We start from the raw sequence: 23,032 nt of genomic DNA on the forward strand, positions 1-23,032 counted from the left end.
CGGCTATGTGCGAGCGACTAAGGCCATATTGCGGGCCGACACGCTGCCAGCATGTAACGAGCGCTGGCCCAATGGCAGGGAAGTCAATGCCAGACCGATAAGAAGCATTGTCGCTGGATGCACAAAAGCACTGTTAAAAGCGTTAGACAGGCCCGCGATCACAAGCAAGAAAATCATCGGCACCGAGGCGCGCCAGCCGAGTCTTTTAGCATGAACACATACCGCAATTGCCAATATGGACAGGGCAACCGTGATACCAATGAAGCCATATTGCGCCAGCCACTCCAAGTATCCGTTTTCTGCGCCCTCTCCCAGCGCGCTCCGCACGCCACCGCCTCCCGTCCCCATCCAGGGATTCGCAAGGTAAAGTTCGAAAGTCTCGCGCCATTTCTCCACCCGAGGATCCAGGCTCGACCCAAGCTTTCGCCCAATGCTCCAAATCTGACCAGCCAACAGCGCGGGAGCAGTCGCAACCAGCGCCAATCCCGATACACCAGCCAAGCTCAGCAACACCAACAGAACGCCGGGCCTTGAAATCGTAACGCCCACCAAGAACGTTCCCGCAATTGCCCAATTTCCTCGACTGCTGCTCAGGAGCGCAACAGCCAAGATTAAAAGAAGGGACAAGATCGCGCCCCGCCCCTTCAGGCTGAACCCGTATGCCAGAACAAAACTCGCGATAAAAGGCATTAACACGACGTTTGGATTTTGGGACAAACCCTGAAATGCAAATATGCTGCCGTGAGTGATTCTAAAGAGGTACCCTCCCTGATTCCAATACAAAGGGTCTTGGATCAGCCGATCCCCCAACAGACTAACCTGTATAAAATAGCTAAAAACCAAGGCAGCGCCAAAAAGCAGGCCGACTTGCCCAATTTTCCTTAGAACGTTACTTGCCGAAGGCGCATTGCCAAAGAAAGTCACGATGACCATCATATTAGAAAATGCAATAATATTATATGAAACTACGTCAAATATATCCTCTGCGAGAAGAGACGAAACAATAAAAAAGCAAGCTATCACCGCAACCGCGACAAGCTTACCGTCATGCGGGCGCTTGAATAGGTCCAGTACAGAAATTGCCAAAATCAAAATGGCACATATATTTACTATGGAGAGCTTTATCCAACCTAAATCGAAATGAGAAACGCCTGACATAAATCCGCTCAACAGGCAGAGGCCCGCGAGAGCTGCAGTAACCTTCTGCGTATATGTCATAAAGATCTCAAGTATGAACTAACATACCCTCGGATTTCGGAGTTCTGAACGCAATGTTTGGCGACAAAGTCCCTGTCTGGACGAACTCTGAATGTTTTTCGCAACTTGCAGAGAGCCTCAACAACACTTGCATCATTTTGCTTTGAAAACTCCACAGTATTGTCATATCCTGCCAATATTTCCCTACTACCACCGGGGCAATGCGCTGCAAGAATTGGTATTCCCGCTGCTCGTGCCTCCACCAGCATGTTTGGGTACCCCTCAAACTTGGAACAAAACAGCAAGGCGATCTTTTCAGACGCCATGTATTGGAGGGGGTCCTGTAGGAAGTTGCGCTGGAACGGCAGATCAGTCCGTCCGCAAAACGCAAGAAAGTCCCATCCGCTTTTGCGACACAGGCCGTCAAATTTCAGAAGGAATTCTGTATCCTTTTGCTCATCCCATCGTCCGATAAACACGACTCGCTCGGGCTCGTATAGCCGATCTCCAATATCAGGTAATACGTCGTGCTCGTTGTCGAACCTGGGGTTTTGAACGACCTTTACATCTCGCTTGCCTGAAAAAGGATATTGATTTCGAATATACTCTGAATTGACCACAACATGCCGCATTGAGCGGATCTGGGCTGCGGCTATTAGCGATCGAACGGCCCCTTTTAGCCCATAACCATTGTATTGTTCGAACGCATTTCTCTCTGCGAGAATGACATTCTTTGCAAATCGAAGGTTGAGCATTTGCCCAGCTATCAGCCGCGGCAGGAGGTAGGACTGGCAAACGAAAGTGATGTCAAAATTCCAGGAGAACGAGATCATCTTCCTGAACAGCGCAAAACTATCGCGCCCAACACTTACCCATGAGATTTCTTGTGGAACGTCGGCGGGTTTTTCGATGCCGTGCGTAGTAGCAAAAGTGATGGAGTGACCGTCCAACAACAATGCTTTTGCCCATTGGATATTCGTGCGCTCTACTCCGCCGACCTGCCAAGCCGGATGTATGAACAGGATCGACGCCATCTAGGAGTCCGAATGCGCTGTGCTGTACAATTTCGTGAATATCGGAGCCGGCAGAGTCTTTGCTGCTATCGCCGCCACAGCCCCCAAGCACACTAATATCCTCTCGATTCCCCTCGCGCTATTGAGCAGATGATACCTAAATCTTATCTCGCTCTTAATCGCAGCGGCCCCTCTCTTCTTCGACGACTTTCGCCTGGAAATGCGGTACTTAATGGCTACATCCCTGTGCCAGGCGAAGCGCGCACCAGCTCTTAGAAGTTCCCCGAACAGTACAGTGTCTTCCCCAAGCACAAGATCCTCACGGAATTGATGGTGACGCAGCAATGACGTTCTTACGACTGCCGTTGGAAGAAACGCGTTTGTCCGAAACCAGAATCGGTTTCGTCCACCTTTGGGAACTCGGGTACCCTTATAGCGTCCAAGCTCGTCAATGACCTCGTAGCCAAAGATCAACACATCCGGCAGGCCGTGTTGCAGGCCTTTAACAATAAGTTCTCTTCGATGAGGCAGGGCGATATCGTCCGCATCCTGGAAAATCGTGTATGCGGAGGCCAAACGCGGGAGCGCTGCGTTCCGCCAGGCCGCCGCACTCCTGGTTTGAGGCGGATCAAGCCGAACGAAACGACTGTCGTGAACGTCAAGTTGCTTCCACGACTCCGGCCCACAGACCACGACACAGGTGTCAGATGGTCCCATGGTGGCAAGGACCGATTCCAAACATTGCCTGACCACTGGCAGAGCTTCAGCGTCGCCTATCGGCACCAACCAGTCAAACTGCAGCTCATCCATGCCTGAAGGGGAATCCCAAACTTTGGCTCATTTGAACGTCTAAATATTGCCCGGGTTGTCGCACTGTCAACGGCGGAGGGAAAGTCGGCCATAGGACGCCAAAAAACCGGGCCGCCGACGCTGGAAGTTGGAACGCCGGAACGGAGCAGCCCGACGAGGGTGTCCCGTCGTCGGCCGCGATTCCAGCGGCGCGCAATGGCGGTTTTTCGTTCCAGGCCCTGCGCAAAGATGAAACGGATCCATGCACGGCACAAACACTCCCGACTCTGTAGCGTTGTGCTGTGACGGAAACCCACTTATGCTTCTGTTTTCCCTGCAATTTCAATGAATTGCGATCTGGCGGAGAGGGAGGGATTCGAACCCTCGGAACGCTTGCGCGCTCAACGGTTTTCGAGACCGCCCCGTTCGACCACTCCGGCACCTCTCCGTCTTGGTGTCGCGGCAAAGGTTCGCCGCTCGGGTCGTTGGGTGGGCGCTATATGACATAGGGTTGATTGGCCCGCAACACCTTGTTTGGAAATGTCGCCAACCCTGATAATCAACGGACCATGAACCGGGTCGATGTTTCTCTTTTCGCATACGGCACGTTGCGCGACCGGGAAATCCTCGAGGGCGTGCTCGGCCGCGCCGTGCCTGCCGCCCATCTGCGTGACGCCCGGGCCGACGGATGGCGCACCGTATATTATCCTCAAAGACTCTACCCGGCGCTGGTCGGCGGCGGGAGCAAAGCCTGCGGGACCCTGATCTCCGGGCTGGATGGGACCGACATCGCCCGCCTCGACGAATTTGAAGGCGATGAATACCGGCTCGGCCCGATCGCGGTCACCACCGAGGATGGAACCCTCATGGCGCAGACCTATTTTCCGACAGGGGAAATCGGCCCAAACGCACCGCTATGGTCGTTCGAAACCTGGACCCGCCTTCACAAGCCGGCGACAATCGCGCGTTACAGGGCGGAAAACTTTCAATAAATGTACGAAAAAGGGAGACAGCAATGACGCAGCGCGACACATACGAGACCGCCAAGGGGCCGCTCGCCATCACACCGATCCACCACGCAACCTTTGTCATGGAGTGGGCCGGCGAGACAATCTATTGCGACCCGGTCGGCGATACGGCCCGCTTTGCCGGCTTTCCCGCACCCACCCTGGTCATTCTTACCCACCATCACGGCGATCACCTCGATCTCGAGACGCTAAACGCCGTCCTGGGCGACGACACCGAAATCATCGCCCCGAAAATCGTTTACGATCAGTTGCCCGAAAACCTCATCGCCCGCACGACACAGATGGCCAATGGCGAGCTGACCCGATGGCACGACATCCCCATCCGCGCCGTGGCGATGTACAACACCACCCCCGACCGTCAGAAATACCACGAAAAGGGCGTCGGGAACGGTTACCTCTTCGATTTCGCCGGCACGACCGTCTATCTTGCGTCCGACACCGAACCGACCCCGGAAATGGACGATCTGGGCAGGATCGATATCGCGTTCTTTCCCATGAACCTGCCCTATACAATGACCCCCGACCAGGTGGTGACCTGCATCGCCAAAACCGCGCCGCGCTACGTCTATCCCTTTCACTACCGTTTTCCCTTCGACAAGCCGGGCAACGAGCCCTCCGATCTGACCGCCCTGCTGGCTGAGGGCTCAAAGACCGAAATCGTCGAGCGCGACTGGTATTGAGGACCGCACAAACGCAGGCCGGGCCTTGACTCCGGGGCCATTTGCACTGATAAGCGGCACGCAATGCGCATGGGCCCTGCCCGTGCGCCATTTGTTTTGTTCAAATACGCTGCCACAGGCCGCCCGCCGGAACACTGTTCCGGCCAGCACAAAGACCGCGGAAACGGGCATTATCCGCGGCGCCGTAAGGTGCGAAAACCAAGGGAACCGGGTGTAGATCCGGTCGAAAGATATGTTTGCAGTCATCAAGACCGGTGGCAAGCAGTACAAGGTTGCTGCCAATGATCTGGTCCGAGTCGAAAAGCTCGCCGGTGAAGCCGGTGATGCGATCACCTTCGAAAACGTTCTGATGGTTGGCGCCGGTGCCGATGTCACCCTTGGCGCCCCGCTGGTCGATGGTGCGCTGGTTGCCGGTGAAGTGGTCGAACAGTTCCGCGACAAAAAGGTCATCGTCTTCAAAAAGAAGCGCCGCCAGGGTTACCGCCGCAAGAACGGTCACCGCCAGGAACTGACGCTGGTCCGCATCACCGAAATTCTGACCGGCGGCGCCAAGCCCTCGGGCAAGAAGGCCGCCGCGCCCAAAAAGGCTGCAAAGACCGAGGCTGCCAAGACCGAAGACAAGCCCGCAAAGGCAGAAGCCAAGCCTGCGAAGGCCGAAGCAGCGCCCGCGGCCGACTTCAAGGATGACGTCAAGCTCATTGGCGGCGTTGGCCCCGCGCTGGAAAAAAAGCTCGCCGCGGCGGGCATCACCAGCCTGACCCAGATCGCCAAGTGGACCAAGGCTGACGTCGCCAAGTTCGACGAAGAGCTCGACTTCAAGGGCCGTATCGAGCGCGACGAATGGGTCGACCAGGCCAAGGAACTGATCGCCGGCAAGCCCCCGCGCGCCAAGGCCGACCAGTAATCGCGACACAGACAAATTCGAGGATTTTGAACCATGGCACATAAGAAAGCAGGCGGCTCGTCCCGCAACGGTCGCGATACAGCCGGCCGCCGCCTCGGCGTCAAGAAGTTCGGCGGCGAAGCGGTAATCGCCGGCAACATCATCGTGCGCCAGCGCGGCACCAAGTGGCATCCGGGCACCAATGTGGGCCTGGGCAAGGACCACACGATTTTTGCCCTCGTCGACGGCAAGGTGACCTTCGCCACCAAGTCGGGCGGCAAGAGCTTTGTTTCGGTCGAGCCACTCAAGGCTGCTGAATAACTCGGCAGCTTGGAACGCTTCCAGCAAAAGTGGAAGCCGGTTTTGCGGTTTGAAAGCGCGACCAACCGATGACCACGCTGCCGGAGACCTTCTCCCCGGTGGCCAGATCGAATATGGATCAGGGGAGCCGGTCGATGGCTCCCCTTTTTCGTTGCCGGGACAAAGTGATGGACACCCAGACGCTCAGGGATGCGATGCCGGATCGGATCAGGGCCGAACGCCTTGTTCTGCGCGCACCCGGTCGCGCCGATATCCCGGCCATCGCCGCGCTCGCCAACAACGCCAAGATCCACGCAATGACCACCTTGCCCTATCCTTATGATCAAAAGGATGCCCAGGCATTTGTCGAAAGCTTCGCCCGGAGCGAAACCGAGCATGCCTATGCCATTGTGCTGCCGGGTGATGCGCTGATCGGCATGGTGGGTCTGCATCTCTACCCCGACGCCGATCCCGAAATCGGATACTGGCTCGGCGAGCCCTATTGGGGTCGGGGCTATGGGACCGAAGCCGTCGGCGCGCTGATCGAGGCCGCCCGCGCCACCGGCCATTGCGCCATGCTGCGGGCCAAGGCACGAAGCGAAAATGCCGCCTCGCGCGCCATCCTCGAAAAACTCGATTTCAGAATTGTCGGCGAAGCGGTCTCCGGTTGCGGCTCCCACAAGGACGTTCCGGTGGCGACCTATGAGCTGCCCCTTCGCGTCGGACCCGCCTAACCATGGCCCAGCAACCCGAAATTCGCACGCAACGCCTGATCCTGCGCCGCCCCCGGCTGCGGGACGCGCCACGTATTGCATCGCTCCTCAACAATTTCGAGGTGACAAAGAACCTCGCCCGCGTGCCCTACCCCTATACCATCAACATGGCGGTCGACTGGCTGATGCGCCAGAAAAAGGAATGGTCCCCGGATTCGATCACCTTTGCCATCTGTGATCCCCGCCATGGGCTCATGGGATTTTGCGGCATGCACAAGGAGGGCAGCGACGCCGAGATCGGCTATTGGCTGGGCGAGCCCTATTGGGGCAAGGGCTATATGACCGAAGCGACGGCAGCCGTGATAGGTTGGTATTTTGCCACCACCGGTGCCAACCGCATGGTCTCGGGGGTCTTCCATTTCAACAGGGCGTCTCTTGCCATCCAGAACAAGCTGGGCTTTGTCCAGACCGGCATCGGCAAGCGAATCTGCCTTGCCCAGAACACCGACATCGACCATATCGAAACCGAACTGACACGGGACGCCTTCGAAAAGGCGCTTGAAACGCTATGAAATTTCTCGATCAGGCCAAGGTCTATATCCGCTCGGGCAATGGCGGCGCCGGCTCGATCGCCTTCAGGCGCGAGAAATTCGTCGAGTTCGGCGGCCCCAATGGCGGCAATGGCGGACGCGGCGGCGATGTGATCGTCGAGTGCGTCGACGGGCTCAATACGCTCATCGACTATCGCTATCAGCAGCATTTCAAGGCCGGCACCGGCAATCACGGCATGGGCCAGGACCGCACCGGGGCCGATGGCGCCGATATCGTCCTCAAGGTGCCGGTCGGCACGCAGATTTTCGAAGAGGACGGGGAAACCCTGATTGCCGATTTCACCGATGTCGGGCAGCGCATGACCCTGCTCGAAGGCGGCAATGGCGGCTTTGGCAACGCGCACTTCAAGACCTCCACAAACCAGGCCCCGCGCCGCGCCAATCCCGGCCTGCCCGGCGAGGAGCGCTGGATATGGCTGCGGCTCAAGCTGATCGCCGACGCGGGACTGGTAGGGCTTCCCAATGCCGGAAAGTCCACGTTTCTGTCCGCCGTTACGGCCGCAAAGCCAAAGATCGCCGATTACCCGTTCACCACCCTTCACCCCGGGCTCGGCGTGGTTCGCGCCGGGGCGCGCGAATTCGTGCTCGCCGACATTCCCGGCCTGATCGAGGGTGCCTCCGAAGGCGCCGGATTGGGCGATCGGTTCCTGGGCCATGTGGAACGGTGTGGCGTGCTGATCCATCTTGTGGACGGCACCCAGGAGGACGTGGTCGGCGCCTATAAAACCATCCGCAACGAACTTGAAGCCTATGGCGGCGGACTTGTCGGCAAGGAGGAAATCCTCTGCCTCAACAAGATCGACGCTTTGGACGAGGATACGCTCGCCGAACGCCTGAACGCCCTGAAAGCGGCATCGGGCAGCGATGTGCTGGCCATTTCGGGCGCGACCGGAAAGAACGTGGAAGCCGTGCTTTATGCAGTGCTTGCCGTGCTCGACCACAACAAGGAGAACGAGGCGCGCTCGTCGCGAACCGAACTCAAGGACAAATGGGTGCCCTGATGCTGCCCCAGGGGGACGAAGCGCAAAATCCTTTGGCCGGACACAGGCGGCTGGTCATAAAGATCGGCTCGGCCCTGCTTGTCGATGACAAATCGGGCAAGCTGCGCACCGAATGGCTCGCGGCTCTGGCCAGTGACATTGCCGCGCTCAAGGCCGAAGGGCGCGACATGGTGATCGTGTCCTCGGGTGCCATCGCGTTAGGCCGTCGCATTCTGGGCCTGCCCGGCAAGACCCTGCCGCTCGATCAGAGCCAGGCGGCGGCGAGCGCGGGACAGATTGCCCTCTCTCAGGCCTGGGCCAGCCATTTGGGCCAGCACGTCATCACCACCGGTCAGATTCTTCTGACCCCCAATATCACCGAGGAGCGGCGCTATTTTCTCAATGCCCGCACCACGGTCAACACGCTTTTGGGACTGGGCGCGGTTCCGATTATCAATGAAAACGACTCGGTGGCGACCTTCGAGATTCGCTATGGCGACAATGACCGGCTTTCGGCCCGCGTCGCCACGATGATCGAAGCGGATATGCTCGTCCTGCTCTCCGATATCGACGGCCTCTATACAGCACCCCCGGCGCAAAATCCCGATGCGCGCCATATCCCCCACGTTGCCGAGATCACCCCCGAGATCGAGGCCATGGCCGGCGGCGCCGCAAGCCATCTCTCCCGCGGCGGCATGACCACCAAGCTCGGCGCGGGCAAGATCGCCGCCAGTGCCGGGACCGCAATGATCATCGCACAGGGCACCGGTTTGAACCCGCTGCGTGGTCTCACTCAGGGTGGCCGGCACACGCTTTTTGCCCCGGCGACCAACGCCACCGCCGCCCGCAAGCGCTGGATCATGGGAACGCTCGAGGTGACCGGACAGATCACCATCGATGATGGCGCGGTGCGGGCGCTCAAATCGGGCCGTTCGCTGCTGCCCATCGGCGTCGTCAAACTGCGCGGCGATTTTGTGCGCGGTGACGTGGTTGCGGTGCGCGACCTGGCCGACCGCGAGATCGCGCGCGGGCTCGTCGGGCTCGATCGCGACGCGGCGGACCTGGTGATCGGTAAGAAAAGCGAGACGATCAAGGATATGCTCGGCCCCTCGACACGCACCGAACTTGTGCACAGAGACAATCTCGTGCTTTTGAGCCAATAACGAAAACCGGGAGGCAATCTTGAGCGCAGCCATACCGCAAACCGATACGCTTGTGGCCACCATGGACGACCTCGGACGCCGGGCGCGCAAGGCCGCATCCATCCTCGCCCACACATCGAGCGAGAAAAAGACAGCCGCGCTGCACGCCGCCGCCAAGGCGATCGACGCCAACCGCGCCAAGATCCTGACGGCCAACGCAACCGATCTCGAAGCGGCCAAGTCCGGTGGCATGAGCGCTGCGTTTCTCGACCGCCTGCTGCTCGACGATGCCCGCCTCGATGGCATCATCTCGGCGCTCGAAACGGTGGCCGAACTGCCCGATCCGGTCGGGACGGTGATCGCCAACTGGCAGCGCCCCAACGGGCTCGACATCTCCCGCGTGCGCACTCCGCTGGGTGTGATCGGCGTGATTTTCGAATCCCGTCCCAATGTAACCGCCGACGCCGGGGCGCTGTGCCTCAAGGCCGGCAATGCCGTGATCCTGCGCGGGGGATCGGACAGTTTTCATTCATCGCGCGCCATCCATGCCTGCCTTGTCGAGGGCCTCAAATCCGCCGGCCTGCCGGAAGACGCAATCCAGATCGTACCGACCACCGACAGGGCCGCCGTGGGCGAAATGCTCAAGGGCCTTAATGGCGCAATCGACGTCATCGTGCCGCGCGGCGGCAAGGGGCTGGTGAGCCGCGTCCAGTCCGAAGCGCGCGTGCCGGTCTTTGCCCATCTCGAGGGCCTGGTTCACGTCTATGTCGACAAAAGCGCCGATCTGGGTATTGCCGTCAGCGTTATCGCCAACGCCAAGATGCGCCGCACCGGGATTTGCGGGGCCGCCGAGACCTTGTTGATCCACAAGGATGTCGTTGAAACCCACCTCAAACCCGTAATCGATGCGCTGATCGAAAAGGGCTGCGAAATCCGCGGTGACGCTGCGGTGCGCGACCTGATGGCCGCGGCGCGGCCGGCCACCGAAGACGACTGGCGCACCGAATATGAAGACGCGATCATCTCGGTGAAAGTCGTTTCCGATCTGGACGAGGCCATCGCCCATATCGAGCACTATTCGTCGCACCACACCGAGGCGATTATTGCCGAGGATGGGCAAGCTGTCGAAAAGTTCTTCAACGAAATCGATTCGGCGATCCTGATGCACAATGCCTCGACCCAGTTCGCCGATGGCGGAGAATTCGGGTTTGGCGGCGAGATCGGCATCGCCACCGGCAAGATGCACGCGCGTGGCCCGGTGGGGGTCGAACAATTGACGAGCTTTAAATACCTCGTTCGCGGCACCGGGCAGACCCGTCCTTGACCGATCGTCTCATTGTTCCCGGCATCACCGATCTGCCCCCTTCGGCGCCCGGCATGCGCATCGGGCTGTTTGGCGGCAGTTTCAACCCGCCCCACGAGGGCCACGGCCTCGTGTCGCGAGAAAGCCTCAAGCGGCTCGGCCTCGACGCCGTCTGGTGGCTGGTGACACCGGGCAATCCGCTCAAGGACCACGCCGACCTCGCGCCCCTTGAAGCTCGCGTGAAGGCGGCGCGGGCGCTTGTCGATCACCCGGCGATCCGCGTCACCGGTTTCGAGGCCGCGCATGGCTTCACCTACACATACCAGACCCTCGAATACCTGACGCGCGCCCTGCCCGACCGGCGCTTCGTCTGGATCATGGGGGCGGACTCTCTTTCGAGCTTTGATCGCTGGGAGCGCTGGGAGGATATTTTTACCCTCGTTCCCATCGCGGTTTATGTCAGGCCTGGTTCCACCCGCCGCGCACCCTTCTCGAAAGCGGCCTTGCGGTTTGCCCAATCGCGCCTTGATGAAAGCGATGCCCCGCTTCTTGCGACGGCCCAGCCGCCCGCCTGGGTGTTCCTCCATGGCCTGATGAGCACATTGTCATCGACCCAGTTGCGCAACGGCTCACCAAAGGATCAGCAGCCCTGACATTTGGTTACCGTCTCATTAACGACATTAATCCATGATCGATAAGGACAGGTGTGTGCCCTTGGCAAAGCGCCGTGGCGCACGCATATTGGTCCCGTGCAACGCACGACGCGCTGCATGCGTTTATCGACAAGCTTACACAAGGAAACCGAAAAGGCTTGATGACCCAAAACATGCCCCAAAGGGTGGAGGACCACGCTTGATGGCTCCCACGCCCAGCAAGTCGGTATCGGGCGATGCCGCAACCAAGGCCGCTCCCCAGGTCCCCGTTCTCGACCTGATCCTCGCATCGCTCGACGATGCAAAGGCCGAAGAAACGATCTCCATCGACATCACCGGAAAGTCCTCGCTGGCCGATCATATGGTCGTGACGTCGGGACGTTCCAACCGTCATGTTGCAGCCGTTGCCGACCAGTTGGTCCAGACGCTCAAGGAACATGGACACGACAAGCCCCGGATCGAAGGACTGCCGTCCGCCGACTGGGTTCTGGTCGATGCGTCCGATGTGATCGTACACATTTTCCGCCCTGAGGTTCGCGAGTTCTACAACATCGAAAAGATGTGGGCTGCGGATTTCGGGACCGATACGCACTAGCAGAGCCTAACGGTTCGCATGCGTGTTTTGATCGTCGCGGTCGGGCGAATGAAAGCCGGACCCGAACGGGAACTTGTGGCGCGTTATCTCGACCGGGCCGCCGCCAGCGGCAAGCCACTCGGGCTTGCCGATTTCTCCGTTATCGAACTGAGTGAATCCCGCGCTTCGAGCGCAGACGCGCGCAAGGCCGAGGAGGCCCGCGCCATCCGGTCGGCAATCCCCGAAAAAAGCGTGGTCGTCGCCCTCGATGAACGCGGAAAGTCCGTTGCCAGCCCCGCCTTCGCGGCGCGCGTTGCCGATTGGCGCGATGCGGGCAGACCGGCGCTTGTGCTCGTGATCGGCGGTGCGGACGGTCTGGCGCCGGAGTTCCGCCAATCGGCCGATCTCGTCTTGTCCTTTTCCGCGATGACCTGGCCGCACCAGCTCGTGCGCATCATGGCCGCCGAGCAGCTCTATCGCGCAACGACAATTTTGTCCGGCCATCCCTACCACCGGGGCGATTGATGACGCTGTCTCTGCTATGGTCCGGGCTGATTCGGAGTTTGCCGGTTTGAGCCTGCCAGTGGGACCTTTCCTTAAACCCTCTTTGCCCATTCTGCTGGCCGCCGTCGCGGGCATCGGATTTGGTGCGGCATCGTCACTGGCTCAGGACGGCGATATTCCCGCGCTCGAGGATATTCCCGCCCAGGAACTTGAACAGACCACCCGGTCGGCCCAGGAGGACCTGGAAAACCTGCGTGGCGAAATCGACCTCAGCGACGAGCGCATCGACGCGATCCGCGCTGAAATCGAAGCACTCGAGGGCGACGCGACCCAGTTGGGCGCCGAACTCATGGCCGCAGGACAGCGGGTCGATCTGGCCGACGAAGACATAAGGCTGATCGAAGAACGGCTCGAGGCGCTTTTTGCGTCCGAACAGTCGATCCGCGCCCGCCTCGACGGACATGACAGCTCGATCTCCAATCTTCTTGCTTCCCTGCAGCGTATTTCGGCCCAGCCTCCTCCGGCGATCATTGTCGATCCTTCCGACGCTCTGGGGTCGGCCCGTGCCGCCATGCTGCTCGGCGCGGTATTGCCCCAGTTGCAGGAACGGGCCGAAACCGTCACCGAGAGCCTCAACGAGTTGATCGCGCTCAAACAGACCGCGCTCGCCGAAGCCGAACGGCTCAACGCCAATCTCACCACGCTCAATGAGGAGCGCCTGCGCATAGCGACCATCATCGAAGCGCGCAATCAGGGACGCGAATGGTTGAGCGACGATCTGCTGCGCGAGGAGGCCGAAGCCCAGGCCCTGGCCGACCGCGCGACATCTCTCGAACAATTGATCGCCGGGCTGGAGAGCCGCATTACCGCCATGACGGCGGCCGATGAAGCGACGCGGGCGGCCAATTCCGGCCAGAGCGTACCCACGCTCGACGCCGAAACCCTGCGGCTGGCCTTTGCCGATTCCGCCCGCACCGAGCCGGCGGTTCCCCTGGAGGCCGCAAGGGGTTACCTCAATGCCCCCGTCGCGGGCCAGACGCTCACCACCTACGGCGCGGCCGACGGCTATGGCGGGCAATCGAAGGGCATGACGATCGCCACAGCGAGCGGTGCAACCGTGTCGGCGCCGGCCGATGGCTGGGTGGTTCATTCCGGCCCGTTCCTCAATTACGGCCAAATCGTCATTCTCAATGCCGGCCAGGATTATCTGGTCGTCCTGGCGGGACTTGATTCGGTCACCGTGGAGCCCGGCGCCTTTGTCCAGATGGGCGCGCCCATAGGAACCATGGGCAATGCGCCCAACCTTGAAGCGGGCGCTGGAGCTTCGGGCCCGGCGCTGTATATTGAACTCAGGGAGGGTGGCATTCCCATAGACCCTCAAGGATGGTGGACGGCCCAGTCCCCACAACAGGAAAGTGGAACGAGCTGATGGCGTTGGTATTCAAGCGGGTTCTGATCGTTATGCTGGCGATCGCCGCGAGCATGGGGCCGGTTTCTGCCCAGGATCAGACCCAACTCGAACAGGAAGAGCTCTATCGTCAGCTCGAATTGTTCGGCCTGGTGCTCGACCGCATCCGGGACGAATATATCGAGGCACCCGACGAGACCGAGCTGATCCGCGCCGCCATCCAGGGCATGCTGACTTCGCTCGACCCTCATTCGGCCTATCTGTCCCCCGAAAGCTTTGCCGATGTGCGCGAGGATACTTCGGGCACCTTCGGTGGGCTGGGCATCGAAGTCACGATGGAAGAGGGCCTGGTCAAGGTCGTGACCCCCTATGATGACAGCCCCGCCTCGCGCGCCGGCATTCTTGCCAACGACTATGTTGTCGAAATCGATGGCCAGCAGGTCATGGGCATGACGCTCGACGATGCCGTGGAATTGATGCGTGGCGAAGTGGGGACCGACGTCGAAATCGTCATTTCGCGCGAAGGCGCCGAGCAGCTTATCGAACTGACGCTTACCCGCGACATCATCTCGGTTGCGGCGGTCCGCTGGAACATGGAACGCGAGGTGCCGCTGATCCGTCTGTCGCGGTTTTCCGGCCAGGCCTATAGCGGGCTCTCTGACGCCATCCAGGAAATATTCGAGGAAAACGATGGCGAAGCGCCCCAGGGCATCATTCTCGACCTGCGCAACAATCCCGGCGGGCTCGTCGATCAGGCCCAGTTCGTCGCCGACGCCTTCCTCTCCCAGGGGTCGGTGGTTCTCACCCGCGGACGTATCCCCAACCAGAATTCGCGCTACGACGCCAGCCCAGACGAAATCGATGCCATGCTGACCGATGTGCCGGTCATCGTGCTCATCAACGGCGGCTCGGCATCGGCTGCCGAAATCGTGGCGGGCGCATTGCAGGATCAGGGGCGTGCGACGCTTGTCGGAACCCGCTCGTTCGGGAAGGGCTCCGTGCAATCGATCATTCCGCTCGGTTTCGACGGCGCAATGCGGCTCACCACGGCCCGCTATTACACGCCGAACAACCGCTCGATCCAGGCGCTGGGCATCACCCCCGATATCGAAGTCCTCCAGGACGTTCCCGAAGAATTTCAGGGCCGCGATCTCCTGATCGGCGAAGCGGGCCTTGCCGGCCATATTTCGGGCGAAACCGAGGAAGAAGCAAGCATAGGGTCCTCGGTTTACGTTCCTGCCGACCGGGCCGAGGACAACCAGCTCCAATTCGCGATCGACCTGATCCTGGGCGAGGCCGAGGACCCGGCCTTCCCGCCAAATCCCGATGCCGTCATCGCGCAACAGGACGCTGAAAACGCCGAAGTGACCGAAAGCCCGTAGCCTGTGCTATAGCTCGGTCGAACGCCGGGCTGGGCCGATTCGCGGACCGGCCCGAACGGTGAACTCTCATCGCGAGCCTGGGGACCAGCCGCATTATGACCGATGAGTTGAGCGCGCCACTCGGGCGGAAGCGCCGCAAGAAGCAAGGCACCCATCCGGGCAGATGGTCGGCCATTGCCTGGGGCCGTATCTGCGCGGCCATTGTGATGTTGGCCGGTCTGGGTATCGGTGCATGGATCGTCCTGGTCGACGATCCGATGGGTGGTCGCCCCGTCGCCGAAGCCCCCGTCAGCCTCGAACCGGAGCCCAACCCGGTCGCCCAGGAGGTCGCATCCTCACCCGAGCCCGTCAGGCCCGCCACTGCGGACGGCCCATCGATCATCACGCTCGGCGAAGACGCCCCCTTGGCCGAAGACACGGCGGCAACCCCCGCCGGCGATGCCGATCAGGACCTGTTTGAAATGACCGATGACGGCCCGCTGCCACGGGTGAGCAGTTCGGGCCTCAAGCCCTATGAGGCCTATGCGCGTCCCTCGATTTCCCCCCAGGCCGCCGGCGGACGCAAGCTTATCGCAGTTGTCGTTTCCGGGCTGGGACTGAGTGAGCCGACGACCCGCGAGGCCATCAGCGCCCTTCCCGGCACGGTGACCCTGGCTTTTGCGCCCTATGGCAGCAATCTCGACACGCTCGCCGACATGGCACGGGCCGACGGACATGAAATCATGCTCGAAGTCCCGCTCGAACCCTTCGATTATCCCCAGAACGATCCCGGACCCCACACGCTTCTCGTCGAGCAGCCGACCCGCGACAACCTCGAAAAGTTCTATTGGCTGCTCACGAGAATGACCGGATACACCGGCGTCCTCAACCATATGGGCGCCCGCTTTACGGCCTCCGCCGTCGATTTCTCGCCCATGATGGAAGAACTCGGCTTGCGGGGTCTGGCCTATCTCGATGATGGCAGCTCCAACCGCTCGGTCGCCCCGCAACTGGCCCGCCAGAATGCCGTACCCTACGCCCGTGTCGACAGCTTTCTTGACACCAATCCGTCCCAGACCTCCATTCTCGCCGCGCTCGACGCCCTCAAGGCGACGGCCGACCAGCGCGGCAATGCCATTGGCATCCTGTCGGCCCTGCCGGTATCGATCCGCACGCTGACCGAATGGGCCGATGCGCTCGACGAGGACCAATATCTTCTTGTCCCTGTGAGCGCCCTTTCCTCTGTGGAGGCGGCACGATGAGCAAGGTGAACCGCGCCGACATGCCCTATCGCGATTGTGTCGGCATCGCTCTGTTCAACGATCGCGGCCAGGTTTTCCTGGCCCGGCGCATTCTAACGCCCGGCCCCGATACCTCCGAGGTCGACGCGCCATGGCAGATGCCGCAGGGCGGGATCGACGATGGTGAAGACCCACTGGCCGCGGCCTACCGGGAACTCTACGAGGAAACGGGCATCCGCACGATCCGCCTTCTTGCCCAGGCGCCCGACTGGATTCATTACGATCTCCCCGACGAGGTGCTCGGAGTCGCGCTCAAGGGTAAATATCGCGGCCAGCGCCAGCAATGGTTTGCCTTCCTGTTCGAGGGCGCAGAAAGCGAGATCACGCTCCTGCACGACAATCCCGGCATCGATCCGGAATTTGACGCCTGGCGCTGGGAAGATTTCGACAAGGTCGCCGACCTCGTGGTGCCCTTCAAGCGGCCGGCCTATCTCGATGTGTACGCCGCCTTCGCGCATGTCCCCGGCCAGATCCGGACCCGCACCGCATGAAGACCATAGGCATTATCGGTGGCATGAGCTGGGAATCCACAGCTCAGTATTACGCGCTCATCAACCGTGAAACCGCAAGGCGGCGCGGCGGGCTGCATTCGGCACCCATCCTGATCGATTCCCTCGATTTTGCTGAAATCGAAGCGCTGCAGGCCAAAGCAGACTGGACCGCGGCCGGTGAGCGCCTCGCTGTTTCCGCCCAACGGCTCGAGACCGCGGGCGCCGATATGTTGATGCTGGCCACCAACACCATGCATATCGTCGTGCCCGACATCGAAGCCGCAACGAAAATCCCCCTCCTCCATATCGCCGATCCCACCGCCGATGCGCTGATTGACGACGGGGCCGAAACGGTCGGATTGCTGGGGACACGGTTCACCATGGAAATGGACTTCTACATCGACAGGCTGCGCCAGCGCAGCCTCGATGCCATCGTTCCAGAGGTCGACAGAACCAATCTCGACGGCATTATCTATAGCCAGTTGTGCCGCGGCATCATCAACGATACCTCTCGCGGCATTTACCAGGACGCCATCGAAAAGCTCAGCCGGCGCGGCGCACAGGCGATCATTCTGGGCTGCACCGAGCTCGGCCTGCTCCTTTCAGATGAGGACAGCCCGCTTCCCCTTTACGACACGACAGCACTGCACGCCGCCCGCGCAGTGGCGCTGGCTCTCGACTGACATCGTCTTTCGCAACGAAAAAGGGGCGCTCGAGGCGCCCCTGATTCAATTCAGGCCGGACATTCCGGTCAGAATTCGCTCCACTCTTGATCGATGGCGGCATTGCCATGGCTCAGATAAGCGCCGGCAGCCTGCTTGACCTTGCTCTGAAGCGCGCGGGCATCGCCCGCCGGCCCGCCGGCCGTTTCCCGTGCTGACGGCGATTGTGCGATAGACGTTGTGCGATCGATCCTGAAGATATCGACGATCCGATCGAGCGCGGTCGCCTGCTCCTCGGTCTGGGCGATGGCTGCATTTGTCTCTTCGACAAGCGCTGCATTGTGCTGGGTCATCTCGTCCATCTGGCGCACCGCTGCATTGACCTCCTCGATCGAGGACGCCTGTTCGCGGCTGTCATTGGCGATCTGTTGCATCTGGCTGGTGTTGGTGCGCGCCGCTTCGAGCATGGCCACAAGCTTTTCGGCAGCCTGCGCCACAAGCTTTGACCCGCCATCGACCTCATTGGCCGATTGCTCGATCAGCGCCTTGACCTCGGACGAAGCCGATGCCGCGGACTGGGCAAGCCGGCGCACTTCGACGGCCACCACGGCAAAGCCCTTGCCCGCATCCCCGGCCCGCGCCGCTTCGACCGAAGCGTTGAGGGCCAGAAGATTGGTCTGGAAGGCGATATCGTCGATCATCTTGATGATGTCGGAGACCTTTGCCGACGACGTTGTGATGCGTTCCATGGCGCTGGTCGCCGCTTCCATCACCTCGCCACCCTCTTCGGCCGATCGGGTGACCGAGGCTGCGGTCTGGGAGGCATCCTGGGCCCGGCGGGCATTGTCCATGACGGTGGCGGCAAGCTGTTCCATGGCCGCCGAGGTCTCCTCGATGGTCGCCGCCTGGCGCGTGGTGCGCTCGGACAGGTCATTGGCACCCGAGAGGATTTCCCCGGTGGCCGTCTTGAGGGTCCGCGACGTGCCGCGCAGTTCCAGAACGATGTCGGAGAGCTTTTCCGCAACCGCGTTGGTATCGTTTTTGAGCTGGGCGAAAGCCCCCTGATACTCGCCCATGACCCGCGTTGTAAGGTCGGTATTGGCGAGTGCCCCGAGAACGCCGACCGTTTCGTTCAGCCCGCGATCGACGGTCGAAACCAGATCGTTGACGCTGCCGGCCAGCCCGTTCAACTCGGCATCGGCGAAACTGGCTTCAACCCGCTGGGAGAAGTCACCGGCGATTGCGGCGTCAACGACATTGCCGAACGCCGTCTGAAGCTCGCCCATCATCGCCCGTCGCGCCTGCTCGTCTGCGATGATCCGCGCCGCCTCGGCTTCGGTCATCGCCGCAACCTTCTGGCCGTTCTCGCGGAACACTTCCACGGCACGGGCCATGTCGCCGACTTCGTTCTTGCGCTCGGTGTAAGGCACCTCGACGTCGAATTCGTTCTGCGCGATCTTGCCCATCACGCCCGAGAGCACGGGGATCGGCCGCGCGATAAGGCGCGATGCAAAGATCGAAAGCACGCACATGACGGCGAGCGCGATGCCGGCCACGATCAGCAGCAGGTTCATCGTGTCTGTAACGACAGCGGTAATCGCATCCTGGCTGACGCCTACATAGAGAAGCCCCAGGACATCGGTACCCGAAAGATAGGTGATCGGCTGATAGACCGAATAATAATGCTCGCCATTGACGTCGCTTTCGGTGAACAGCGCGCCCTGTTCGAGGATCTGGGTGTGGATGTCGCCATTGGCGGGAATGGGGTCCTGAACGATCCGGTTGCCTTCGGCATCGACCATCGATGTGGTCACCTGTTCGAAGGCCTGAATATCAGCATTCCAGGCGAAGATCGCCGCCGTCTCGCCGGTCACCCGAGCGATCGAATCGGCAATGTCGTTATTATAGAAGCGCGGCATCACCCAGGTGCCGATGCTGGAGACGTCGCCCTCTTCGGTCCATTCCACCTGAATGCCACCCATGCCGCCCAGAATTGTCGAGGCGGTCCGGATATTGGATTGCTGGCTGGCTCTGGCGACGGCGTCGCTGTTGGCTGAAAGATTGATATAAACCGCCACAACGACGGCCCCGACCGACAGCACCACTGCGGCAACCACCATCGCGGCAATCGTGGTGGTCATAGGGATACGACCCAGAATTCTGCTGGTTAAGCCCCGCATGTCCATTAGCTCCTTGTGGACGAATACCTTCCCCCTCCTGGGAAATCCACGCAAAGCTACGGACATATGATTAAATGATCGTTTCCGTTTGGACGCCCCGAAACACTTGCCCGCGCCCCGATCTGCTGCTGCCTGTCGTTAAACACAGCCAAGGCAGGGGCCAAAGATGCAGCAGACAACTATATTTGAAGTGCGTTACTGAGACGGCCGCCCGTCGGAGCACGCAATAATCTCGCGCAGGTAAAGAACGGTTCTGCTCGACCGCAATACAGCGTGCCTTGACTGCCCCGGACAAGAAAAAGGCGCCATAATGGCGCCTTTAGACAAACGAAATGAGCAAAAAGAGCCCAAGCTAATGTACTGTGCCGCCCAGAGTGGCACTTTCGAGCAGAAGGTTCTTCCAGGTGTCGAGAGTGTTCTGAGCGTCGCTCTTGTCCTCGATATCGGACGCAGCGGCCAGCGCCTGTTGCGCAGCGGTGATGCGGGCCTCGATTTCGGTGCGGCCGAACTCACTTGCCGGCTTGGCTTCCTCTGCCAGGATTGTCACGCCCGCATCGGAGATATCGGCAAACCCGCCCCCAACGAAAAAGCTGGAAACGGCGCCGCTGGTATCGGTCACCGTCACAAAGCCGGGTTTGAGCACTGCCATGAGCGGCGCATGATCTCCCATGACCGTCAGATAGCCTTCGGAACCTGGAACGATCACCGAGCGCGCCTGAGCGCTCAAAACGAGAACTTCAGGCGATACGATTTCGATTTTGACGCCTTCGGCCATGACTTCGTCCGTTCTTCACGCGTTCGGAAAATGCGCGGGCAGGCTATCGGCCCGCGCGATCACATTCACAATCAGGCAGCTTCGGCAGCCAGCTTCTGGGCCTTCTTGACCGCATCGTCGATGGTGCCGACCATGTAGAACGCCTGTTCGGGCAGATGGTCGTATTCGCCGGCAACCAGACCCTTGAAGGCCTTGATGGTGTCTTCGAGCTCGACATAGATGCCGGGCGAACCGGTGAACTGTTCGGCCACATGGAAGGGCTGGCTCATGAAACGCTCGACCTTGCGCGCGCGGGCCACTGTGAGCTTGTCTTCTTCCGAAAGCTCGTCCATGCCCAGAATGGCAATGATGTCCTGGAGCGACTTGTAGCGCTGCAGGATTTCCTGCACCGAGCGGGCCGTCTGGTAGTGCTCTTCGCCAACGATGTTGGGGTCGAGCATGCGCGAGTTGGAATCGAGCGGATCGACGGCCGGGTAAATCCCCTTTTCCGAGATGGCGCGGTTGAGCGAAGTCGTCGCGTCAAGGTGGGCAAAGGTCGAAGCCGGAGCCGGATCGGTAAAGTCGTCAGCCGGGACGTAAACGGCCTGCACCGAAGTGATCGAGCCCTTGTTGGTGGTGGTGATGCGTTCCTGGAGCGCGCCCATGTCGGTGCCGAGCGTGGGCTGATACCCCACGGCCGAAGGAATGCGGCCCAAAAGCGCCGACACTTCCGAACCGGCCTGGGTGAAGCGGAAGATGTTGTCCACGAAGAACAGCACGTCCTGACCCTTGTCGCGGAAGTCCTCAGCGATCGAAAGGCCGGTCAGGGCGACGCGGGCACGCGCTCCCGGAGGTTCGTTCATCTGGCCGAAGACCAGCGCGCATTTCGAACCCTCTGTCGAACCATTGTTCTCCTTGGGATCCTTGTTCACGCCCGATTCGATCATTTCGTAATAAAGATCGTTGCCTTCGCGGGTGCGCTCGCCGACGCCGGCGAACACCGAATACCCGCCGTGTGCCTTGGCGACGTTGTTGATCAACTCCTGGATCAGAACGGTCTTGCCCACGCCGGCGCCGCCGAACAGGCCGATCTTGCCGCCACGCGCATAGGGCGCGAGCAGGTCGATGACCTTGATGCCGGTGACGAGAATTTCGGCCTGGGTGGCCTGATCCACAAATTCCGGAGCGGGCTGGTGGATGGCGCGCTTGGACGGCGTTTTCACCGGGCCGGCCTCGTCGATCGGCTCGCCGATGACGTTCATGATGCGGCCCAGCGTTTCGTCGCCGACCGGCACTTCGATGGCATCGCCGGTGTCACGCACTTCAACGCCGCGGGCCAGACCTTCGGTCGTGTCCATGGCGATGGTGCGAACGGCGTTTTCACCAAGGTGCTGGGCAACTTCGAGCACGAGGCGGTTGCCGTTGTTGTCGGTTTCAAGCGCGTTCAGAATGGCCGGGAGGTGACCGTCGAAGGTCACGTCCACAACGGCGCCCATAACCTGGGAGACGCGGCCGGTTTTGTTCTCTGCCATGGGTCTTGGTCCTTTCCAGAGCGTTCCGGGGAAGTGGGATGCACTTGTTTCCCGGCGGAACGCGGTAACTTTAACTCTGCCCTAGAGCGCCTCGGCGCCCGAAATGATTTCGATCAGTTCCTTGGTGATCTGAGCCTGCCGCTGACGGTTATAACTCAGCGTCAGCTTGTTGATCATCTCACCGGCATTGCGGGTCGCGTTGTCCATGGCGGTCATCTGCGCGCCGAAGAACGAAGCGTTGTTTTCGAGCAAGGCCCTGAAAATCTGTACGCTCACATTGCGCGGCAGAAGATCTTCGAGCAGCGCCTCTTCATCGGGCTCGTATTCGTAGATCGCCGAGCCGGACTTGAGCTCCTCGCCCTCTGCCTTTTCGAACTTGGCGGGAATGATCTGCTGAGCGGTCGGCACCTGGGAGATGACCGACTGGAACCGCGAATAAAACAGCGTGGCGACGTCGAATTCACCAGCGGCGTACATCGCGAGGATTTTCGAGCCGATATCCTGGGCCGTGGCATATCCGAGCTGCTTGACGTCGCGCAGCGAAATCTGCTCGCCCATATGCTTGGCAAGGCCGCGCTTCAAAATGTCGGCGCCCTTCTTGCCCACGGTCAGAATCTTGACCGTCTTGCCTTCGGCAATCAGTTTGGTGGCATGCTCGCGCGCCAAACGGGCGATCGAGGAGTTGAACCCCCCCGCCAACCCGCGTTCGCCGGTTGCGACAACCAGAAGATGCACATCTTCCTTGCCCGTACCCGAAAGCAGAACCGGCGCGTCGGGACGGCCTTCATAGGCAGCGCCAAGGCCCGCCAGAACCTTTTCCATACGCTCGGCGTAGGGACGTGCGGCCTCGGCGGCATCCTGGGCGCGGCGGAGCTTGGCCGCCGCGACCATCTGCATGGCCTTGGTGATCTTCTGGGTCGATTTGACCGAGTTGATCCGGTTTTTTAGGTCTTTCAAAGAGGGCATTGCGCCG

Annotated in this window: 23 protein-coding genes and 1 tRNA gene; 17 read left to right on the forward strand and 7 right to left on the reverse strand. The window is 60.6% G+C overall.

Translation table 11 applies throughout. The features are described from left to right. Positions 1-3 precede the first annotated feature (3 nt). The 3 genes from KKY_RS15370 to KKY_RS15385 form a co-directional block, all read right to left on the reverse strand. A complete protein-coding gene (locus tag KKY_RS15370; RefSeq protein WP_014132292.1) occupies positions 4-1,218 on the reverse strand; it encodes an O-antigen ligase family protein in 1,215 nt (404 codons plus the stop codon). Next, a complete protein-coding gene (locus KKY_RS15375; RefSeq protein WP_041528827.1) occupies positions 1,215-2,231 on the reverse strand; it encodes a glycosyltransferase in 1,017 nt (338 codons plus the stop codon). The genes KKY_RS15370 and KKY_RS15375 overlap by 4 nt, the downstream gene beginning before the upstream one ends. A 1,126-nt stretch (positions 2,232-3,357) precedes the next feature. Next, positions 3,358-3,447 (reverse strand) — tRNA-Ser (locus KKY_RS15385). Between the two features lie 121 nt (positions 3,448-3,568). On the opposite strand from KKY_RS15385, the gene KKY_RS19745 reads away from it, so the two are divergent. The 17 genes from KKY_RS19745 (at position 3,569) to KKY_RS15470 (ending at position 17,614) form a co-directional block, all read left to right on the forward strand. Then, positions 3,569-3,991, forward strand: a complete 423-nt coding sequence (locus KKY_RS19745; protein ID WP_014132293.1) for a gamma-glutamylcyclotransferase family protein — start codon at positions 3,569-3,571, stop codon at positions 3,989-3,991. Between the two features lie 23 nt (positions 3,992-4,014). Then, positions 4,015-4,707 (forward strand): MBL fold metallo-hydrolase, encoded by a 693-nt coding sequence (locus tag KKY_RS15395; RefSeq protein WP_014132294.1) that lies wholly within the window; start codon positions 4,015-4,017, stop codon positions 4,705-4,707. Between the two features lie 232 nt (positions 4,708-4,939). Beyond that, positions 4,940-5,611 (forward strand): 50S ribosomal protein L21, encoded by a 672-nt coding sequence (locus KKY_RS15400; protein WP_014132295.1) that lies wholly within the window; start codon positions 4,940-4,942, stop codon positions 5,609-5,611. A gap of 33 nt (positions 5,612-5,644) precedes the next feature. Beyond that, entirely contained in the window at positions 5,645-5,911 is a 267-nt protein-coding gene (rpmA, locus tag KKY_RS15405; protein ID WP_014132296.1) for a 50S ribosomal protein L27, read from the forward strand. A 167-nt stretch (positions 5,912-6,078) separates the two neighbouring features. After that, positions 6,079-6,624 (forward strand): GNAT family N-acetyltransferase, encoded by a 546-nt coding sequence (locus KKY_RS15410; RefSeq protein WP_014132297.1) that lies wholly within the window; start codon positions 6,079-6,081, stop codon positions 6,622-6,624. 2 nt (positions 6,625-6,626) lie between these two features. Next, positions 6,627-7,175, forward strand: a complete 549-nt coding sequence (locus tag KKY_RS15415; RefSeq protein ID WP_014132298.1) for a GNAT family N-acetyltransferase — start codon at positions 6,627-6,629, stop codon at positions 7,173-7,175. Then, entirely contained in the window at positions 7,172-8,215 is a 1,044-nt protein-coding gene (obgE, locus tag KKY_RS15420) for a GTPase ObgE (RefSeq protein ID WP_014132299.1), read from the forward strand. The genes KKY_RS15415 and obgE overlap by 4 nt, the downstream gene beginning before the upstream one ends. Further along, positions 8,203-9,357, forward strand: a complete 1,155-nt coding sequence (gene proB, locus KKY_RS15425) for a glutamate 5-kinase (RefSeq protein ID WP_014132300.1) — start codon at positions 8,203-8,205, stop codon at positions 9,355-9,357. The genes obgE and proB overlap by 13 nt, the downstream gene beginning before the upstream one ends. A gap of 19 nt (positions 9,358-9,376) precedes the next feature. Beyond that, positions 9,377-10,660 (forward strand): glutamate-5-semialdehyde dehydrogenase, encoded by a 1,284-nt coding sequence (locus tag KKY_RS15430; protein ID WP_014132301.1) that lies wholly within the window; start codon positions 9,377-9,379, stop codon positions 10,658-10,660. Beyond that, positions 10,657-11,292 carry a nicotinate-nucleotide adenylyltransferase gene (locus KKY_RS15435; protein WP_014132302.1) on the forward strand — a complete coding sequence of 212 codons (636 nt, stop codon included), beginning with the start codon at positions 10,657-10,659 and terminating at the stop codon, positions 11,290-11,292. The genes KKY_RS15430 and KKY_RS15435 overlap by 4 nt, the downstream gene beginning before the upstream one ends. Positions 11,293-11,494: 202 nt before the next feature. Beyond that, positions 11,495-11,887: a ribosome silencing factor gene (rsfS, locus tag KKY_RS15440; protein WP_014132303.1), complete on the forward strand. Its 393-nt coding sequence runs from the start codon at positions 11,495-11,497 to the stop codon at positions 11,885-11,887. 18 nt (positions 11,888-11,905) lie between these two features. Further along, a complete protein-coding gene (gene rlmH / locus KKY_RS15445; RefSeq protein WP_014132304.1) occupies positions 11,906-12,391 on the forward strand; it encodes a 23S rRNA (pseudouridine(1915)-N(3))-methyltransferase RlmH in 486 nt (161 codons plus the stop codon). A gap of 46 nt (positions 12,392-12,437) precedes the next feature. Further along, positions 12,438-13,799 (forward strand): murein hydrolase activator EnvC family protein, encoded by a 1,362-nt coding sequence (locus KKY_RS15450; protein WP_014132305.1) that lies wholly within the window; start codon positions 12,438-12,440, stop codon positions 13,797-13,799. Then, complete coding sequence (locus KKY_RS15455) at positions 13,799-15,160, forward strand: S41 family peptidase (protein ID WP_139305166.1); 1,362 nt, start codon at positions 13,799-13,801, stop codon at positions 15,158-15,160. The genes KKY_RS15450 and KKY_RS15455 overlap by 1 nt, the downstream gene beginning before the upstream one ends. A 95-nt stretch (positions 15,161-15,255) precedes the next feature. Further along, positions 15,256-16,401 (forward strand): divergent polysaccharide deacetylase family protein, encoded by a 1,146-nt coding sequence (locus KKY_RS15460; protein WP_014132307.1) that lies wholly within the window; start codon positions 15,256-15,258, stop codon positions 16,399-16,401. Continuing rightward, positions 16,398-16,931, forward strand: a complete 534-nt coding sequence (locus KKY_RS15465; RefSeq protein WP_014132308.1) for an RNA pyrophosphohydrolase — start codon at positions 16,398-16,400, stop codon at positions 16,929-16,931. Before KKY_RS15460 ends, KKY_RS15465 begins: the two co-directional genes overlap by 4 nt. After that, on the forward strand, positions 16,928-17,614 hold the full coding sequence (locus KKY_RS15470) for an aspartate/glutamate racemase family protein (protein WP_014132309.1): 687 nt from the start codon (positions 16,928-16,930) through the stop codon (positions 17,612-17,614). The genes KKY_RS15465 and KKY_RS15470 overlap by 4 nt, the downstream gene beginning before the upstream one ends. A gap of 68 nt (positions 17,615-17,682) precedes the next feature. Here KKY_RS15470 and KKY_RS15475 read toward each other — a convergent pair whose 3' ends face one another. The 4 genes from KKY_RS15475 to KKY_RS15490 form a co-directional block, all read right to left on the reverse strand. Beyond that, positions 17,683-19,734: a methyl-accepting chemotaxis protein gene (locus tag KKY_RS15475; protein ID WP_014132310.1), complete on the reverse strand. Its 2,052-nt coding sequence runs from the start codon at positions 19,732-19,734 to the stop codon at positions 17,683-17,685. Positions 19,735-20,125: 391 nt separating this feature from the next. After that, the gene (locus tag KKY_RS15480; protein WP_014132311.1) at positions 20,126-20,548 is read right to left on the reverse strand and encodes a F0F1 ATP synthase subunit epsilon; all 423 of its coding nucleotides are present in this window, start codon (positions 20,546-20,548) and stop codon (positions 20,126-20,128) included. A 71-nt stretch (positions 20,549-20,619) separates the two neighbouring features. Next, positions 20,620-22,059, reverse strand: coding sequence for a F0F1 ATP synthase subunit beta (atpD, locus tag KKY_RS15485; RefSeq protein ID WP_014132312.1), 1,440 nt, complete (start codon positions 22,057-22,059; stop codon positions 20,620-20,622). Positions 22,060-22,140: 81 nt separating this feature from the next. After that, complete coding sequence (locus KKY_RS15490; RefSeq protein WP_014132313.1) at positions 22,141-23,025, reverse strand: F0F1 ATP synthase subunit gamma; 885 nt, start codon at positions 23,023-23,025, stop codon at positions 22,141-22,143. Between the last annotated feature and the right edge of the window lie 7 nt (positions 23,026-23,032).

Source organism: Pelagibacterium halotolerans B2 (assembly GCF_000230555.1).
Lineage (GTDB): Bacteria > Pseudomonadota > Alphaproteobacteria > Rhizobiales > Devosiaceae > Pelagibacterium > Pelagibacterium halotolerans.

Bases quoted from the DNA above. Each gene is read 5' to 3' on its own strand.
- rpmA (WP_014132296.1), top strand. From the start codon at position 5,645: ATGGCACATAAGAAAGCAGGCGGCTCGTCCCGCAACGGTCGCGATACA.
- KKY_RS15410 (WP_014132297.1), top strand. From the start codon at position 6,079: ATGGACACCCAGACGCTCAGGGATGCGATGCCGGATCGGATCAGGGCC.
- KKY_RS15460 (WP_014132307.1), top strand. From the start codon at position 15,256: ATGACCGATGAGTTGAGCGCGCCACTCGGGCGGAAGCGCCGCAAGAAG.
- KKY_RS15375 (WP_041528827.1), bottom strand. From the start codon at position 2,231: ATGGCGTCGATCCTGTTCATACATCCGGCTTGGCAGGTCGGCGGAGTA.
- KKY_RS15400 (WP_014132295.1), top strand. From the start codon at position 4,940: ATGTTTGCAGTCATCAAGACCGGTGGCAAGCAGTACAAGGTTGCTGCC.
- rsfS (WP_014132303.1), top strand. From the start codon at position 11,495: ATGGCTCCCACGCCCAGCAAGTCGGTATCGGGCGATGCCGCAACCAAG.
- KKY_RS15455 (WP_139305166.1), top strand. From the start codon at position 13,799: ATGGCGTTGGTATTCAAGCGGGTTCTGATCGTTATGCTGGCGATCGCC.
- KKY_RS15475 (WP_014132310.1), bottom strand. From the start codon at position 19,734: ATGACCACCACGATTGCCGCGATGGTGGTTGCCGCAGTGGTGCTGTCG.
- rlmH (WP_014132304.1), top strand. From the start codon at position 11,906: ATGCGTGTTTTGATCGTCGCGGTCGGGCGAATGAAAGCCGGACCCGAA.
- KKY_RS15470 (WP_014132309.1), top strand. From the start codon at position 16,928: ATGAAGACCATAGGCATTATCGGTGGCATGAGCTGGGAATCCACAGCT.
- KKY_RS15465 (WP_014132308.1), top strand. From the start codon at position 16,398: ATGAGCAAGGTGAACCGCGCCGACATGCCCTATCGCGATTGTGTCGGC.
- KKY_RS15490 (WP_014132313.1), bottom strand. From the start codon at position 23,025: ATGCCCTCTTTGAAAGACCTAAAAAACCGGATCAACTCGGTCAAATCG.
- proB (WP_014132300.1), top strand. From the start codon at position 8,203: ATGGGTGCCCTGATGCTGCCCCAGGGGGACGAAGCGCAAAATCCTTTG.
- KKY_RS15480 (WP_014132311.1), bottom strand. From the start codon at position 20,548: ATGGCCGAAGGCGTCAAAATCGAAATCGTATCGCCTGAAGTTCTCGTT.
- KKY_RS19745 (WP_014132293.1), top strand. From the start codon at position 3,569: ATGAACCGGGTCGATGTTTCTCTTTTCGCATACGGCACGTTGCGCGAC.
- obgE (WP_014132299.1), top strand. From the start codon at position 7,172: ATGAAATTTCTCGATCAGGCCAAGGTCTATATCCGCTCGGGCAATGGC.
- atpD (WP_014132312.1), bottom strand. From the start codon at position 22,059: ATGGCAGAGAACAAAACCGGCCGCGTCTCCCAGGTTATGGGCGCCGTT.
- KKY_RS15415 (WP_014132298.1), top strand. From the start codon at position 6,627: ATGGCCCAGCAACCCGAAATTCGCACGCAACGCCTGATCCTGCGCCGC.
- KKY_RS15395 (WP_014132294.1), top strand. From the start codon at position 4,015: ATGACGCAGCGCGACACATACGAGACCGCCAAGGGGCCGCTCGCCATC.
- KKY_RS15370 (WP_014132292.1), bottom strand. From the start codon at position 1,218: ATGACATATACGCAGAAGGTTACTGCAGCTCTCGCGGGCCTCTGCCTG.